Genomic DNA, 16,158 nt, shown 5'->3' on the forward strand with positions numbered 1-16,158 from the left:
CACCCTCGGCCCACCCCCGGCGAGGCCCCTGTCGATCCCCAACGGAGTCGCCTGGACCGGGCGGGATCGCCCGACGACCTGCCCGGCGGCGGCCTGAGTGTCCACCTCTACCGGCTCACCCGCTTCGGGCGTGGCACGGATGTCGCGGAGAATGTCGAGAACGGCGCGGCGGCTCCGTCCCAGGGGTGGACGCGGCCACCGTGGCCGCACACGTACCAGGGAGACCCAGCATGACGATCCAGCGGATGGACAACGTCCTCATCGTTGTCGACGACCTTGACGCCGTTGTCGCGTTCTTCGTCGAACTCGGCATGGAGCTGGAGGGCAGGATGCCGATCGAGGGACGCTGGGTGGAGCGTGTCATCGGGATCGACGACGTCCGGCAGGAGGTCGCGATGCTGCGGACCCCGGACGGCCACGGCCGGATCGAGCTGGCGATGTTCCACACGCCGAAGGCGATCGGTGCCGAGCCGAAGGACACACCGGTGAACACGCTGGGCATTCGTCGCATCATGTTCGCCGTCGACGACATCGAGGACGTCGTCGCCCGCCTGCGCACCCACGGCGCCGAACTCGTCGGCGAGCTGGCGCGGTACGAGGACAGCTACCGGCTCTGCTACGTCCGCGGTCCCGAGGGCATCGTGGTCGGGCTGGCCGAACAGCTCGGCTGAGGGCCGCCGAAGGGATCGCGTGACCTCCCGGGCACCCGCGCCCGGGAGGCGCCGGCGGCCGATCGGATGGACGGCTGAGCCGAAAGTTTCGGGGTGGCAGTCTGGGCAGGGCGGACCCCGTCTCGTTTTCAGCTAGTTTCCATGCGTTCCGGAATCGGCGTCGATGGATTTCCAGCTCAGGAGGGCGGCAGGAATCGAGCTTTCGAAATATTTCGATATCTCGTTGACATGTTTCGGGCAGATTTCCAGACTGAGCGCCAACACCCCACCCGGAAGGGAGAGCCCTAGTGATCATCAGTCTGGCCCGCTCCAGGATCCGTTCGAGGGTCGTCGCACTGGCGGTGGCGGTGACGCTCTCGATCGCCGGAGCGGTGACGGTGGCGCCCCCCGAGGCCGCCGCGGCCGCCGGAGTCGAGAACGAGGGCGCCGACTGCGCGGTGGCCGGCCTGCCCGACACGGGATCCCTGCCGACCAACTCCAGGCTTCCCGACCCTTTCAGGAAGCTGGACGGTACGCGTATCTCCAGCACGTCCGAGTGGCGGTGCCGACGGGAGGAGATCAAGAGGCTGGCGGAGAAATTCGTCTACGGCGAGAAGCCCGCCAAACCGGCCACTGTCACGGGAACGGTCTCCAGAACCGGCATCACGGTGAACGTGAACCACAACGGCAGGAGCTCCACCTTCTCCGCGAGTGTCTCGCTGCCGAGCGGTTCGGGACCGTTCCCCGCCGTCGTCGTCCTGGGAGGATTCGGGGCGGACACGGCCGCGATCAGGGCGGCCGGTGCCGCCGTCATCAGCTACGACCCCTACGCGGTCGGGCGAGAGGGCACGCCACGCAACAACAAGCAGGGCGCGTTCTACAGTGTCTACGGCTCATCGAGCAGCACGGGGCTGCTCCTCGCCTGGGCCTGGGGGGTGAGCCGGATCATCGACGTCATCGAGCAGTCGGACGGCAGCGTTCTCAGGGCGGACGCGACCGGCGTCACGGGATGTTCCCGGTTCGGGAAGGGCGCCTTCGTGGTCGGCGCGTTCGACCAGCGCATCGCCCTGACCATGCCGATCGAGTCGGGAAGCGCCGGTGTCCCCATCTTCCGCGGGATTCCCGGGGAGGGCGCCCAGAGCCTGAGCAGCGCCTACGGGGAACAGCCGTGGCTGGGTGACGCGTTCGGCTCCTTCACGGGCAGCCCGGCCAGGCTGCCGGTGGACACCCACCAGATGGTGGCCATGGTCGCCCCGCGAGGACTGTTCATCATGGACAACCCCCACATCGCCAATCTGGGCCCCCGGTCCGCGAGCGTGGCGGCCCTGGGCGGAGCGGAGGTCTACAAGGCGCTCGGCGCGGGGGAGAACATCACCTACTGGTCCGACGTCCAGGACGGCGGCCACTGCGCCAACAGGCCTGAATGGAGGACCCCGCTGCAGCAGAACATCCAGAAGTTCCTGCTACGGACGGGCAACGCTCCCGGCGCGATCAGGATCTCCCCCAGGGCGAGCGGCAACCTGGCCGAGTGGAGGGACTGGCAGACCCCGGCCCTCGGCAGTTCCGGCGACACCACGCCGCCGACGGCCCCGGCCGGTCTGGCGGCCTCGGGAACCACGTCCACGGGCGCGACCCTGAGCTGGACGGCCTCGACGGACGACAGCGGCGTCACCGGCTACGACATCCTGCGCGCGCCCGGCGCGAGCGGTGGCACGTTCACCCAGGTCGGCACCTCGGCCACGACCTCGTTCGGCGACACGGGCCTGACCCCGAACACCACCTACCGCTACCAGGTCAGGGCGCGGGACGCCGCGGGCAACGTCTCGCCGGTCTCCAACACCGCGCAGGTCACCACCCAGCCCGGCACGTCCACCGGAAACTGCGCGGCCGTCCCGACCGTGCAGACCCAGTGGAGCACCGGGTACGTCATCCAGCCGCTCACCGTCACCAACACCGGCACCTCGGCGATCACCGGATGGACGGTCACCTTCACGCTGCCGTCCGGGCACACGCTGACCGGCTCGTGGAACGGCACCACCACCGTCAGCGGGCAGACCGTGACCATCAGGAACGCCGCCCACAACGGCTCCCTCGCCCCCGGCGCCACCACCACCGGCGTCGGCTTCCAGGTGAGCCGTCCGAACGGCAACACCGCGCTTCCGTCCGGATACACCTGCGTCTGACATCCGGCCACGCCCCGGCCCGCCGCGGGCCGGGGCGTGGTGCTTCCGGCCCTGGCCGTGACGGTGCTCATCGTGCCCGTCCTCCCGGCGGTTCGCGGGCGCCGCGAGGTCGTGTTCGCCGAGGAGGAGGGATGACTCCCGGGGGCTGAGTGATCCCACCACGATCCGGTTCCCCCTCGGATGGTCGGTCCGTCGAGAAAGAAAGCTGATAAATCTACCTGTTTAGTGGCTATTGCGCGTTCTGGTGGTGGATGCGAAGCTCTTAGCATGCCGACTGAGATCGTCCTGGCGAGGCGGTTGCACGTTGATCTGATGCGAGTCGGTGCCACCCGCTGTCTCACCGGCTGAGCACGCCGGCGCTCCGGCGCCCGAGACCGTTCTCCCCTTTTCTCCCCTTCAAGCCGTACTGATCGCTCCCCGCTCCACGGGCTCGTGATGCCCGCCGTCCTGTCCCGAAGGACCCGAAGGAGTCGTATGTTCGCACGCCCGTATCGACGTAAACTCGGCGCGACCCTGCTCGCTCTGGCCGCTGTCGCCGCGCTGACGGTGACCAGTACCGGCGCGCCGGCCGGCGCGCTGGCGGCCAAGCCCAACGTGGTCGTCATCATGGTCGACGACATGAACGTGTCCGCCCTGCGGCACCTGCCCAACGTGCGGTCGCTGCTCGCCACGCCGGGCACCACCTTCGACAACAGCGTGGTGTCCTACTCGCTGTGCTGCCCGTCGCGCAGCACCTTCCTGACCGGGCAGTACGCGCACAACCACGGCGTGCTGGGCAACCAGCCGCCGGACGGCGGGTACGAGAAGCTGCCCGCCGCGGAGACCCTGCCGGTCTGGCTGCGCCGGGCGGGCTACGCCACCGCGCACATCGGCAAGTTCCTCAACGGCTACGGCACCGCGCGTCCCACGGAGATCCCGCCCGGCTGGGCCGAGTGGTACGGCTCGACGGACCCCAGCACCTACCGCATGTGGGGCTACACGCTCAACGAGAACGGCGTCCTGCGCACCTACGGCACGGCCAACGTGGAGGATCCCGCGCTCTACCAGACCGACGTCTACGCCCGCAAAGCCGTCGACTACATCGGGCGCAAGGCACCGGCCGCCGAGCCGTTCTTCCTGTCCTTCGCACCGCTGGCGCCACACGGCGAGGGAGCCGCCAACGGGTCGGACCTGTCCCAGCGCAATCCCCGTCCCGCGCCCCGGCACCGCGGCACCCTGGAGAACGTGACGCTGCCCAAGCCCCCCAGCTACGACGAGGCGGACGTCTCCGACAAGCCGGCGGCCATCCGCGACCGGCCCCGGATCACCCCCGCGAACGAGAACAAGATCGAGGACGTACGGCTCAAGGGGCGCCTGGAGTCACTCCTCGCCGTGGACGACGCGGTCGCCGACATCGTGGCGGCGCTGCAGGCCTCCGGCGAACTGGCCAACACGCTCATCGTGTTCACCTCCGACAACGGCTGGATGCAGGGCGAGCACCGGATCCAGAGCGGCAAGACGGTGCCCTACGAGGAGTCGATCCGGGTACCGCTGATCATCAGGGGGCCCGGCCTGCCAGCGGGCAAACACGTCAGCACGATCGCGGCCAACATCGACCTCGCGCCGACGATCCTCGACGCCGCGGACGCGACCGCCGGGGTGACCGTCGACGGCCGCTCACTGCTGCCGATCGCCGTCGACACCGCGTCGCCCGCCCGTGGCATCGTGATCGAGACCGGTCCCAAGCAGAGCGGCCGGTGGTACGCGGGCCTGCGCGCTCCACGCTGGAAGTACGTCGAGCACTCGACCGGCGAACGAGAGCTGTACGACCTGCAGCAGGATCCGTACGAGCTCGTGAGCGTGCACAACGACCCGCGCTACGCCACCACGCGGCAGGCGCTGGCCAACCGGCTCGCGACCCTGCGCACGTGTGCCGGTGACGTGTGCCGCCAGTGGACACCGGTGGCCGGACCGCAGCCCTGAGCCTGACCACGCCTTCGGCCGCTCCGCGTGGCGAGGCCACGCGGAGCGGCCGAGGAACGGCGCCGGTCATCGCGTCGAGGAGGAACGCTCCCTGAGCTCGAAGAACGGCACGGGCGTCCGGGAAGCGGGGGCGCTGACCCGCCTTGACGCCCGCGATACCGAGGAGCGACGACCGGCGCGGAGGTGTCGCCCAGGCGCGTGTCACCAGGTAGACGCGCCTGAGTCCGGCCAGGTCATCCGTGATGTGGAGTCCGGCCGCGCCGGGCGTAGGCGCGGGCGGCGCGAGCGCGGTCGCCGCAGCGAGTGGAGCACCAGTGGCGGCGGCCGTGGCGCAGCAGGTAGCGGTTGCAGGGGGTGGAACCGCAGGCGGTGAGGCGCTCGGCGTCGGGGCCGGTGAGGAGGTCGGCCGCGTTGGCCGCGAGGGTCGCGAGGGCGTGGTCGAGGATCTCGTTGACGGGGTGCGGGGCCGCGCGGTAGGGGCCGCTCCGCTCGTCCCAGTGCAACAGGGCGGCCGTGGGGGCCCTGGTCAGCGCGTCATTGACGGCGGACAGGGCGGCGGGCAAGGCGGGAAGCCCGTCGACGCGGGCGGCGAACAACGCCCTGAGGTGCTCGCGCAGCGAGCGCAACTGCGCCGTGCACATCTCCCGCAGGCCCGCGTCGGCCGGGGCGAGGCCGTGGTCCGCGAGCCACCGGTTCGCCGCCTCGGGGGTGCCGAGGAGGTCGACGAACTGCCCGCCGGGCAGCGCGATGGCGCTGTTGACGAAGTCGAGGGCGAGGTGGTGCTCCGCTCCCGGCGCGGGCGGCGGCGCGAACTCGGCGATCGGGGGCTCGCTCATAGGTCTCATGGTACGACTTGCATTCATCCGTGAGAAACAACTACCGTCACTTCACGGATAGACAAGCCTTCATCCGTGAGGAGTTTTCCGTGACCGCTACCGGTGCACCCCATAGGCAGGTTCCCGTCCGTGTCTTCGGCGGCCCGACCGCCCTCTTCGAATACGGCGGGCTGAGGTTTCTCACCGACCCGACCTTCGACGAGCCCGGCGACTACTGGCGGGACGGCCGCAGGGTCCTGACCAAGACCGCGCCCTCCTCCGGCGGCCCCGCCGACCTCGGCCGCGTTGACGTGGTCCTGCTCTCCCACGACGAACACCCCGACAACCTCGACGACTCCGGCCGGGCCCTGCTCGCCGGCGTCCCGCTCACCCTCACCACGCCCGAGGGCGGGCAGCGCCTGGGAGACGGGGCCAGGGGGCTGGCCGACTGGGAGACGGTCGAGCTGGACCGCCCCGGCGGCGGCACGGTCACCGTGACGGGCGTGCCCGCCCTCCACGGACCCGGCGCACGCGAGGAGGTCGAACCGATCACCGGCCAGGTCGTCGGATTCGCCCTGACCGGGGAGGGCCTGCCCACGGTCTACGTCAGCGGCGACAACGCCTCGCTCGACGCGGTGAAGGAGATCGCCGGGCGCTTCGGCCCGGTGGACACCGCCATCCTCTTCGCCGGGGCTCCCCGCTTCCCCGCCCTCTTCGACGGCGCGCCGATCGTCCTCGACAGCGTCCAGGCCGCCGAGGCCGCCAGAATCCTCGACGCCCGCCAGGTGGTTCCCGTCCACTACGACAGCTGGGCCCACTTCACCGAGGGCCGCGACGAACTGGTGGCCGCTTTCACCGCCGCTGGACTGGCCGACCGCCTGGACCTGGACTGACCGGGGGATCGTCGACCTGGCCCAGATCGTCGGTGTACGCGGCACTCGACCACGTGGCCATCCGGATGGGCGAGGAAGTGCTGCGCCGGGGGCCGGAGGGGGAGGGTGCCCCGCTGAACACCGAGGTGACCCCTGTGACCGCGAACGCGTGGACGATGACCTGGTGGATCATTCTCGGAGCGGGCCTGGTGGGTGTCACGCCGATCGCCATCGGCGCTCTTCTCCTCCGGCTGCGCGGCCGGGGCCTGGATCATCGCCCTGTCCTACCTTGGCCCCGTTTCGGTGGTGCCGCATTGTGGGTAGGTCAAGGCTGCTTCGATGTGCGGCCACGAGGGCTTCGTCGGATGGCCGGTCCTGGGTGGCGCTGAGCGGACAGGGGAGACCCCTCGGATGAAGATCGTTGCGTTGTCCTGCACCCAGAAGCGTCTCCCGTCGCTGACCGACGCGCTGCTCGAGGCGGCGATCGACGGCGTCGTCCGGGAGGTCGACGACGCGGAGATCCAGCGGATCCGGTTGATCGACCATCGCATCGCGATGTGCGAAGGCGAGGACACCTGCCTCGATCCCGAGGTGGGCCGGTGCACGCTTGACGACGACTTCGAGCATGTCGTCGATCTGGCCGAAGGCGCGCAGGCGATGCTGCTCGCCATGCCGGTGTACGCGGGGAACGTGCCCGCGGTGCTGAAGATCTTCCAGGAACGCCTGAAGAGCTTCATGAACGCCAGGCAGCGCCCGTTCGGCAACCTGCTGGTGGGGACGATCGTGCATTCGCGCACGATGCTGACCGAGCCCGCACTGGGATCGTTGTTCCCGTGGTACCTGCGTCTACGGAACAAGAACGTGGCGTCGGCGTGCTTCACCCAGAACGATCACCAGGACCTGACCCGCACCGCGGCGCTCGATCTGTGTGTGGCCGTGGGCCGGCAACTCGGCATGACGCTCGACGCCAGCCGGTCACCGGCCAACGACCGCGACGACCGCGCGGCGCCGCCGTTGCTTCAGTCACCGGCCAATGACCGTACGGCACCGCCGTTGGTCCAGTCACCGGCCAGCGACCGCACCGCACTGCCGCTGGTTCAGTCACCGGCCCGTCCGCGGTGCGGTGACCCGGCCGCGTCCTCTCCCGGAGCGTGAGGGGATTCCGCGCGCCAGGTGCACCCGTCGCCCACCTGTTCGCACGACACCGTGACGTCCGGTTCCACGTAGCGGGCGGCGATGGCGGTGTTGAGTTCCTGGCAGTACGGGCACGGTGACGAGAACGTCAGCACGACACCGGCGCGGGCGGCCCGTTTGCGGTACCGCAGGATCCCGCAGTCGGCGTTGCGCAGGACGGTGCCCGAGGGCTGGAGCTCACTGGTCACCGCCGAGTCGTACAGCAACAGCTGACGCTGCAGCCGGGTCATGAAGTGATCGGTGGTGGACACCCCGGCGGGCCGTTGCGCTCGCAGCAGCTCCGCGGTGATGCGGGAGTTCGCCTGGATCCACGCGGCCAGACCCTCTTCGCCGTGCTCTCCCAGGATGAACTCCTCCGCGGCCGCCTGGGCCTCGAAGAACCGCTGGCGCCACAGGTCGACCTTCTCGGCCGGGTCGAGGGGAGACGGTTCACCGATCATGGTTCCGCGTCCTTCCCGGTGGTGCCGTCCAGCTCGGCGAAGACCTCCTGGGCGACGCGCAGCCCGTTGTTGGCGACCGGCCAGCCACCGTAGTAGGCGAGCTGGATGATGACTTCGACGATCTTCTCCCGCGACATCCCGAGGTGCAGGGCGGCACCGATGTGACCGCGCAGCTCCCAGTCGGTCCGCGCCAGCGTGACCGCGGTCAGCGCGACCAGTTCGCGCTCCTCGACGCTCAGGTGCGGGCGGGTCCAGATCTCCCCGAACAGGTGGTCGACGGTGATCCGCAGGAAGTCCGGGTAGGAACCCGGGCGCGGTTCGCGGCCGAAGACCTGCTGGAACATGGCCTCACCCCGCTCATGTCGGTCGGACGGCTGATTCATCGATCAACTCCTTCGTGTTGGCCGAACAGTTGTCAACGTCCACGACGCCACGAAGGCGACGACCAGCAGCGCGGCGCCGCTGCCGAAGGCGGCCGGAACACTCACCCGCTCGGCGACGAGCCCGACGACGACCGGTCCGACCACGGCGCCGACATCGATGCACATCGAGAAGAAGGCGACGCCACTGCCGGCCCGGCCGGCGACGACGTCACCGATCAACGCGGCCGGTGCGGCGCTGAGCAGCGCCGATCCCGCCGCGTACACACTGAGCAGGACGACGAGCCAGGCGTAGCCGTCCACGAACATCAGGGCCGTGATCGCCGCCGCGGCCACACCGGTGCCGGCGATCATGGCGGGCCGGCGGCCGGCCCGGTCGACGACCCGGCCGGCCGGCATGATCAGCAGCGCCTGGACGACGGCGGATATCGTGAACGCCCACCCGACCCACGTCACGTCGTGTCGCCACGCCACGACCACCGTGGGGACCAGCGCCCCGCGCAGCCCGAACAGGACCCATCCCTGCGCCAGCACCGCGAGGCAGGCCACCACGTAGCGTCGGTCCCGCAGCAGGACCGGTAGCCGGACCACGTCACGGCCGGGCTCCGCGCCGGTGGTCCGGCCGGTGCGGAGCACCGCCAGGGTCAGTAGCGCGGCGGCCAGCAGCAGTACGGCGTACACCACGAACGGCGCGGACAGGGCGACGAGAGCGAGGAGCCCGCCCAGTGCCGGTCCGCAGATTCCGCCGAGCAGGAAGCCCGCTTCGAACACGGCCCCGGCCCGGCCCCGCTGGTCGGCCGGCGCGATCGCCAGGAGTGTCGCCAGTGCGGACACCGAGAACAGCACCGAGCCGACGCCGCCGATGCCGCGGAACACGAGCAGCTGCTCGTAGGACCCGGCGAACGCCGCCAGGGCCGAGGAGACCGCGCACAGCAGCAGACCGGCGACCAGCACCCGCCGTTCCCCGAAACGAACCCCGAGCCGGCCGCAGAACGGACTGGCGGCCAGCCGCATCAACGCGAACAGGGCGACGAGCGCTCCGACCTGGGTGGGCCCGGCCCCGAACGCCGCCGCGTACACCGGAAGCACCGGGAGCACCAGTCCCAGGCCCAGCATGACGCAGCCACCGACGACACTGAGGACGTAGACCTCGCGGGGGAGACTCGGCTGGGCGGCGGCAACGGGTGGGACGCTGCCAGGGCCGGCCGTCGTCACTGTCCGATCACAGGATGATGCTGAGCTTTCCGTGCTCGTACAACGTCTCGTGGTCGAGCACCACGACCCGTCTTCGGACCCGGAACGACTCGCCTTCGACGACGAGCTCGAACCGGTACTTTCCGACGTAGGCGTCGGAGCGCCCGTGCCCGAAGCGGTACACGACGACGTTCGCCGCCACGTCGAGGTGCGTGCCCCGATCGGTCAGGATCTCCACATTGCTGATCATCCGGTTCGTCCGCGACCGAGGGTTCTCGCACCACACCTCACCGTTGAGGAGTTGTTCGATCCGCTGGCGTAGCCGGGCGGCGTCGTCGTCGATGAGCCCGAGCGCGTCGGCGGTCCCGCCGCGGACGTCGGTGGCCGGCACCGAGTAGCGGATGTCGTCGGTCAGCATCTCCTCGTACCACTCCAGCAGGCGCCACTCGTCGAGCAGCCGCGCCTCACGGAAGAGGAACTGGCCCACCCGGTGCCACAACCGCACCTGGGCCGCGTCGTCGATCGTCAGCTCGGTGGTCATCGTGCTTCCGCCCCTCGCGTCTCGGTTCGGTGAGCGACCTCGAGGTGACCGTCGTCGCCGTGCATCAGCCGGTCCCACTGCCGCCAGAACTCGCGGGCGGGAAGCTCGTCGGTCGTCTCCGGGACCTCCTTGTTCATACCGCGTGACAGATCCGAGTAGCGGACCGTGCGGTTGAGGTAACCCCGCTGGCACGACTCGACGATCTCGATGTCGTCAGGGGTGGCGAAACCGGCGGGGCCGAGGAACGTCAGGTAGTGGCTCTTGCGGAGTTCCCGGATGTCCGGATCCTCGTCCTTGGGGGCGAGGGCGACCGAGGTGATGGCCATCTGGCCGGCGCCGACCGGGTCGATCTTGCGGATCGTGATCGCGATCGCGTCGATGATCATCAAGTTGGGGAAGATCAGCACCGCACGATTGGTGCCGGTGATCCGTTCGGCGCGTTCGGCGCCGAACCGGTCGACGAATCGTGCGGCCGTCGCCTCGATCCTCGGCCGGACCTCGGCGCCGAACATCGGCGTCCAGTAGGCGAGCGGGCGGGCCGCCGCCGGTGGCAGCTCGTTGGCTCCATGCCCCAGCCCGAGGGCGCAACCGAAGCCGCCCCGTCGTCGTGGCGGCACCGACCCCAGCGACTCCATGTAGCCGACGTAACGCTTGTGCAGGGCCCGGAAGTGGTAGATGTCGACGCTGTTCTCCATCATGAGCTTCCAGTTGGCCCGAGCCCCGTGGAGTTGCGCGCCCTGGATCACCTCCATCCCGACCTCGGACTGGTCGTCGATCAGATCGAGGTACTCCGTCGCGCCCGCCAGGTACTCGGTCAGGGTGCGCGGCTGCTCCGGGTCGAAGGTGGCGAACACGAAACCGCGGTAACTGTCACTACGGTGCCGCGCCAGGCCGAAGTCCGCCTTTCGGAAGCCCGGCCCGTACCCGTCCGGGATCGGGACCCCGACCAGGTCGCCCTGGTTGGAGAACGTCCAGTCGTGATACGGGCACCGGAACGATCTGGCCTGCCCGGCCGGCTGCGAGCAGATCAGAGCCCCGCGGTGAGTACAGCTGTTCGCGAACACCCGGATCACCCCGTCGGACCCGCGCGCCATGACCACCGGGCGCCCGCCGACGTCGCGTGCCACGTAGGAGCCCGGCTCGGGCACCTCCGATTCGTGCCCGACGTACAACCAGCAGCGATCGAAGATCCTGGTCATCTCCTGTGCGGCCAGGTCGTCGTCGGTGTAGGCGCGGCGATCCACCCGGAAGGAGAGGCGCTCAAGATCATCAATCACGATCGGGTCGCCCACCGGCCGCTGCAGTTCGATCGTCACCGCTCACCCTTTCGCTGTAGCGTCTCGACCGTGCCGGTGACCAGCTCGGCCGTGCGCACGGCGGAATCGCCGCACTCCGGCCGCGCGGCGCGCAGCCGGGCCCGGTAGTCCCGGGCGGGATCGAGCAGATCGGTGACGGCGTCGGTGACCGCCCGCTCGGTGACGCCGGCCGGCTCCAGCGCCGTCCCGAAGCCCGCGCTCCCCACGAAGTGGGCCTGGATGGGCTGGTCCACGGCCAGGGGGATCACCAGCATCGGTATCGCCGCCCGGATCGACTCCGCCACGGAGTTGTATCCGCCGTGGGTGACGAACACGTCGGCGCGTTCGAGCACCTCACGCTGCGGCACATACGGGGCGGTGAGCACCTCGTCGGGCAGCGCGAGCTCCTCGGCGAGATCTCCCACCGAGGCGATCACCTGTGCACCGGTCGCCGCCGCCCCGGTGATCACCGTGCGCAGCAGGTCCGGCCGCCGGTAGAAGATCGTGCCGAAGGAGACGTACACCACCGGGCGGTCGGGGTCGATCCGATCCAGGCCCGAGAAGGCGACCTCGTCGCCGCGGGGCCCCGCCGCACCCGGCAACCCGACCAGTCGCACACCGTCGTCGGTGACCGCGTCGTCCCCGACGAGAGCGGGAATCGTCGGCATCAGATTGAGAATCGGCGAACGCGCCGAATGAGTCCGGGTCGACCACAACACCCCGTGCCTGGTCAGATAGTCGCCGACCTGCTCGTCGTACGCCCAGCGACCTCGTCGATGCTCCCTCGGGCACACTCCCCCCAGGTTGGCCCAGATCATCCCGTACGGCACGCCGGACGCTTGTGCGCCGGCCATGGCCGACGCCGTGACCGGCAGCGAATCGACGAGCACGAAGTCCGGCGCCGTCTCACGGAGCGCGTCGGCCGTCTGGCCCGCCACCGGCGACGACTGGAGCATCGGGCCGATCTTCGCCGGGTCGCCGCTCCACGGCGCCATCTCGACCTGTCCGATCACGTCGACCTGCGCCTTGCCCAAGGCCTCGCGACGCCGCTCGTCGAGCACGCCACCGTCCGCGGACAACAGCAGCAGCGCGACCTCACCGCCGGCGTTCTGGAGCGCGTTGACCACTGGAATGTACGGGTTCAGGTGACCATGTTGAGTCGTGGTGAGGAGGGCGACGCGCATCAGATCTCCGATCCATCGAAAGAGGACGACCAAGCCGACTCAAGATCTGATTCTGGATGTATCACAGCGGCCGTGACCGCGACACCCCCCTGCCTTCAGATGCCTTCAGAAACGAGTCGAGACGGCGACTCACGAACGGCGGAACTACGCCCCCGGACAGGCGAGAACGCCCGGCAGGCGAAGGGGATCGCCGAGGTCACGCGCTGGAACGGCTCCCACGACTCGCCGGGGACCAGTCGTTGAAGAAACGCATTCACGGACGATCTAACGACCGACCACCAAATGAGTCACGATCCAATTTCTTGACAACGGCAGTGAATTTCAGTTGTCCTTCGAAGTTATTCACGAACCGTCTTCGCGGGCGTTCGTACTGACGTGCCGACCTCGGGCGCACTCCGATTGTCTCTGGACGAAGAGGCCGCGGGTTTGTCCGCGTCATCAGGGCGTCAGCGCCTCGCGCCACGGTCCGGCGCGGCACGCCCGTCCGCGTCGCGCGACCATCGAGACCGGACACGCGGCCTGGAGGGTGGTCCCGTCCGGCCGGAACTCGCCGCCCGCCGTACCGAACGCCGCACCGACCGTGAACGCCCTGCCGTCCCGCTTTTGATACGCGGGCTTGGCGGCCCTGTGCTTCGGGTCAGGGTGCCACCGGATGACATGGTTACCAACAGCGAGAGTGACCTACTCCCGCCGCCGCCTTCAGGTGTCCCTGGCCTGCCGTAGCCGGTCCAACGCCGCGTTGACCAGGCGACCGAGGTTTCCCAGCTCGTACAGCATCCGGTGACGTTCCTCGTCCTCCCAAGCCTTGATGGCCGCCCCGAGGTCACCCGACCTACCAGCGGTGACGATGATCTCTTGGCCGTTGACGCGCTTCGTGGCCGCATCGCCCAGGATGACCCAGCCGTGCACGCTCACGTCCCCCGAGCGGCCAGGATCAGGTCAACCACCTTTTCCGGCTGTTCCTGCCTGACCGTTCGAAGGTCGGCGCCATTGCGGAAGGACACCAGGTAGCACCCCGAGCGCGGACCCATGGTCACCGTGATGTCGCGCCGGCCCAGAGAACCGATCACCGTGAGTTCGGGCGGGTGCCGCTTCACCCACGTCCGGGAGTCAGGTCGGTTGGGCCAGGTAGGGAGGTTCACATGGTTGCCGTAGAGTCCGAGGCTGATCGTGGTGTGGCGGTGGGCACGAATGCCATGCTCGGTGAGAAGTCGGTGCACGACGGCCAGGGCCCTTTCCTGGCTTTCCGCCGTAGCGTCAGTGATCACCCCGTCGCCGCGCTGGTTTTCGTTCTGCCCCTCTGTTGCGTCTTGCGTCACTCTCATAACACCCGCCTTTCCTCTCACAGGTGCGCGCTCTTTGGGGACCTTATGGTTCCGACCCGTTTCTGAGAGCACCAGCAAGGGCATCGCTTACAGCGATAGGAGTGCTAGGGGAAAGATCGCTCACAGCGATACGCTCGTTCGGTGAATGTGCGGACTTTCCCAGAGGCCCTTAAAGCGATCATGGAGCAGCAGGGGTGGACCCAGACCGATCTCGCCCGTGAGCTAGGTGTTTCCCAGGCATGGGTCTCCGAGGTGTCCCGAGGTCAGAAGGACACCGGCATGGCCAAGGCCGTCAACCTACTGGCGCGCGTAGGCTGGGAAATACGCATATCGCCTAAAGTGGAGGAGTCCGTGGAACGCAGGGAATTCCTGGCAGCCGCCGCATCCGTTATCTTCGTCCCCTCTACCGGTGCGAATCCCTACCAGGACGCCAGCTATGTGAACACGTTGGCCACGTCACTTGCTCGCAGCCGCTATGAGCTTGGTGGAATTCCCCTCATGTCGCGTGCGTCAAGCCACATGCAGCACGTTGACCGAGTATTGAAAGATGTCAGCGAGCGGCCCCTGCAAAAAGCGGTTTCCGAGCTTATGTACCAGGTCACCCTCGTTCTGTATGACGCGGGAAAGCTTGCCCAGGCCGACCGTACCGGCGGCATCGCGCTTGACCTCGCACTCCGAGCCCAGGACTTCAAGAGCCAGGCCCGCGCGTACGACAGCCTGAGCCGGGTCGGTCTCTATCGAGGTGATCATGCCCGAGGGGTTACCTACGCTCAGCGGGGACTACAGGTCCCGGACATCACCGGTAGCCAGCGGGCGTCTTTGAATATGAGGCTCGGGCGTTCCCTGGCGCTCATACCGGAGCAGAAAGCGGCGTCCCGGGACGCGCTCGATCGTGCGCTCAATGTCGGAGGGCTTTCCCCCTTCGGGGAAGCCGCCCTGGCGGGTGACGTCGGCATCGGACTGAGCCAACTCCGCGAATATGGGGAAGCCGGAACGCTTCTCAACGAAGCGGCCAGCACCATCGGGCAATGGTCACCGCTTTTCCGGGCCCAATACCTGGGACGGCAGATACAAACGGCACTGAGGGCTTCCGACCCTTCTTTCGCGGCCGATCGGATGAACGAACTGGCGCGAGCGCTCCCGTTCGTCGCTTCGGCGAGGGTCGACAAACGGGTGCATGAAATACTCCGAGCGTCCCTCAAATGGAACGCCACCCCGGAGATACGACAGGCGCGCGAACACCTGCAATCCATGATTTCCCCCGAAACCCCACCGCTCGCCGCATGACAACTGGCCTATGTTGTTACCCGTTCTCTGGTAATCGTGCGTGCAGTCACGATGCGTTGCCGTGTCGGTGGCCGCTTCCGGCGTAGCGCCATTCCGGCAGGGGGGCGGTCTCTTCGGCAGGGGCAGGCGGGCCGAGAAACGTCTGAGCTTGCGCGGCCCGGTGGTCAGCACGGGTACGGCGAGGCTCGCCAAGGGGGTGCCGTTCATGATCAGTGGCAGCGAAGATCCCAGCCCGGGTCATGGAGGTTGTCCTGCACCTCGACGATGATCAGCTTGTCGTCGAAGCTCAGGGGAAGGGTGGGGGCTCCGAAGGTGTCCAGACGACGACGGAGATTCCGCCTCCTTCGATGCCGATCTGCGCGGCTTTGTAGTGACGCGCGACCTCGTCCGGCGACAGTTTCGTGCCCAGGTTGAACCTGAGGCGGTAGTCGCAGTGGTTGCTGTTGCCCCGCAGCGCCACTGACGCCTGCACCTCGTCATCGGAGAATCTGGTCTCGGGAGGTAGAGGATAGCTAAGAAAACGGTTGGCAAGGCCGTCGAGTTGACGGTTGTGAATCCACTGAGGCGTCATGATGAGCGCGAAGAACAGTACGAATGATGCCGCGATAGCCGCCGGGAGTTTCCAGCGCCGCTTCCGTCTCGCCGTCGATGGTGGTCGCGTGCTGTGGAGGTCGTCCTGCGCAGTGCTCGGCATGGTCTCCATGGTCGTGCGGCACGCGTGCGATGATCAAGAGAGGGAGCTGGAACCGCGCTTCGCCGCTTCTCGTGGAAGAGCCGGGAAGTTGAACGGTGATGAGCTGTGAAAGCGTTGGCTCGGCCTGTATGGGGTCACGTCC

General features: G+C 68.5%; 16 protein-coding genes. 6 read left to right on the forward strand and 10 right to left on the reverse strand.

From position 1 onward, the window contains the following. The first annotated feature begins 245 nt into the window (after nt 1–245). The 3 genes from ABD817_RS17095 (at nt 246) to ABD817_RS17105 (ending at nt 4,795) form a co-directional block, all read left to right on the forward strand. Nucleotides 246–671: a VOC family protein gene (locus ABD817_RS17095; protein ID WP_425583380.1), complete on the forward strand. Its 426-nt coding sequence runs from the start codon at nt 246–248 to the stop codon at nt 669–671. Nucleotides 672–958: 287 nt separating this feature from the next. After that, nucleotides 959–2,833: a glucuronyl esterase domain-containing protein gene (locus ABD817_RS17100; protein WP_344918929.1), complete on the forward strand. Its 1,875-nt coding sequence runs from the start codon at nt 959–961 to the stop codon at nt 2,831–2,833. A gap of 474 nt (nt 2,834–3,307) precedes the next feature. Then, entirely contained in the window at nt 3,308–4,795 is a 1,488-nt protein-coding gene (locus ABD817_RS17105; protein WP_344918930.1) for a sulfatase family protein, read from the forward strand. A 233-nt stretch (nt 4,796–5,028) separates the two neighbouring features. On the opposite strand, the gene ABD817_RS17110 is transcribed toward ABD817_RS17105, so the two are convergent. Further along, entirely contained in the window at nt 5,029–5,631 is a 603-nt protein-coding gene (locus ABD817_RS17110; protein WP_344918932.1) for a CGNR zinc finger domain-containing protein, read from the reverse strand. 89 nt (nt 5,632–5,720) lie between these two features. Between ABD817_RS17110 and ABD817_RS17115 the strand changes: the two genes are divergently transcribed. Together ABD817_RS17115 and ABD817_RS17120 are read left to right on the forward strand one after the other, a co-directional pair. Next, on the forward strand, nt 5,721–6,503 hold the full coding sequence (locus tag ABD817_RS17115; protein ID WP_344918933.1) for an MBL fold metallo-hydrolase: 783 nt from the start codon (nt 5,721–5,723) through the stop codon (nt 6,501–6,503). Nucleotides 6,504–6,893: 390 nt separating this feature from the next. Continuing rightward, complete coding sequence (locus ABD817_RS17120) at nt 6,894–7,637, forward strand: flavodoxin family protein (protein WP_344918934.1); 744 nt, start codon at nt 6,894–6,896, stop codon at nt 7,635–7,637. On the opposite strand, the gene ABD817_RS17125 is transcribed toward ABD817_RS17120, so the two are convergent. From ABD817_RS17125 to ABD817_RS17160, 8 genes are all read right to left on the reverse strand, one after another. Continuing rightward, nucleotides 7,580–8,116: a hypothetical protein gene (locus ABD817_RS17125; RefSeq protein ID WP_344918935.1), complete on the reverse strand. Its 537-nt coding sequence runs from the start codon at nt 8,114–8,116 to the stop codon at nt 7,580–7,582. The genes ABD817_RS17120 and ABD817_RS17125 overlap by 58 nt on opposite strands. Further along, entirely contained in the window at nt 8,113–8,499 is a 387-nt protein-coding gene (locus tag ABD817_RS17130; protein ID WP_344918936.1) for a carboxymuconolactone decarboxylase family protein, read from the reverse strand. Before ABD817_RS17130 ends, ABD817_RS17125 begins: the two co-directional genes overlap by 4 nt. Before the next feature lie 3 nt (nt 8,500–8,502). After that, nucleotides 8,503–9,711: an MFS transporter gene (locus tag ABD817_RS17135; protein WP_344918937.1), complete on the reverse strand. Its 1,209-nt coding sequence runs from the start codon at nt 9,709–9,711 to the stop codon at nt 8,503–8,505. Nucleotides 9,712–9,718: 7 nt separating this feature from the next. Then, nucleotides 9,719–10,231, reverse strand: a complete 513-nt coding sequence (locus ABD817_RS17140; RefSeq protein ID WP_344918938.1) for an aromatic-ring-hydroxylating dioxygenase subunit beta — start codon at nt 10,229–10,231, stop codon at nt 9,719–9,721. Next, entirely contained in the window at nt 10,228–11,547 is a 1,320-nt protein-coding gene (locus ABD817_RS17145) for an aromatic ring-hydroxylating oxygenase subunit alpha (RefSeq protein ID WP_344918939.1), read from the reverse strand. Before ABD817_RS17145 ends, ABD817_RS17140 begins: the two co-directional genes overlap by 4 nt. Then, on the reverse strand, nt 11,544–12,710 hold the full coding sequence (locus ABD817_RS17150) for a glycosyltransferase (RefSeq protein ID WP_344918940.1): 1,167 nt from the start codon (nt 12,708–12,710) through the stop codon (nt 11,544–11,546). Before ABD817_RS17150 ends, ABD817_RS17145 begins: the two co-directional genes overlap by 4 nt. A gap of 699 nt (nt 12,711–13,409) precedes the next feature. Continuing rightward, entirely contained in the window at nt 13,410–13,619 is a 210-nt protein-coding gene (locus ABD817_RS17155) for a hypothetical protein (RefSeq protein ID WP_344918941.1), read from the reverse strand. Nucleotides 13,620–13,621: 2 nt separating this feature from the next. Further along, entirely contained in the window at nt 13,622–14,035 is a 414-nt protein-coding gene (locus ABD817_RS17160; protein ID WP_344918942.1) for a hypothetical protein, read from the reverse strand. A gap of 141 nt (nt 14,036–14,176) precedes the next feature. On the opposite strand from ABD817_RS17160, the gene ABD817_RS17165 reads away from it, so the two are divergent. Next, a complete protein-coding gene (locus tag ABD817_RS17165) occupies nt 14,177–15,322 on the forward strand; it encodes an NsdA family TPR-like regulatory protein (protein WP_344918944.1) in 1,146 nt (381 codons plus the stop codon). Nucleotides 15,323–15,608: 286 nt separating this feature from the next. On the opposite strand, the gene ABD817_RS17170 is transcribed toward ABD817_RS17165, so the two are convergent. Further along, nucleotides 15,609–16,016, reverse strand: coding sequence for a hypothetical protein (locus ABD817_RS17170; RefSeq protein WP_344918945.1), 408 nt, complete (start codon nt 16,014–16,016; stop codon nt 15,609–15,611). Nucleotides 16,017–16,158: the final 142 nt, after the last annotated feature.

This window comes from Streptosporangium oxazolinicum, from assembly GCF_039537505.1.
GTDB classification, from domain to species: domain Bacteria; phylum Actinomycetota; class Actinomycetes; order Streptosporangiales; family Streptosporangiaceae; genus Streptosporangium; species Streptosporangium oxazolinicum.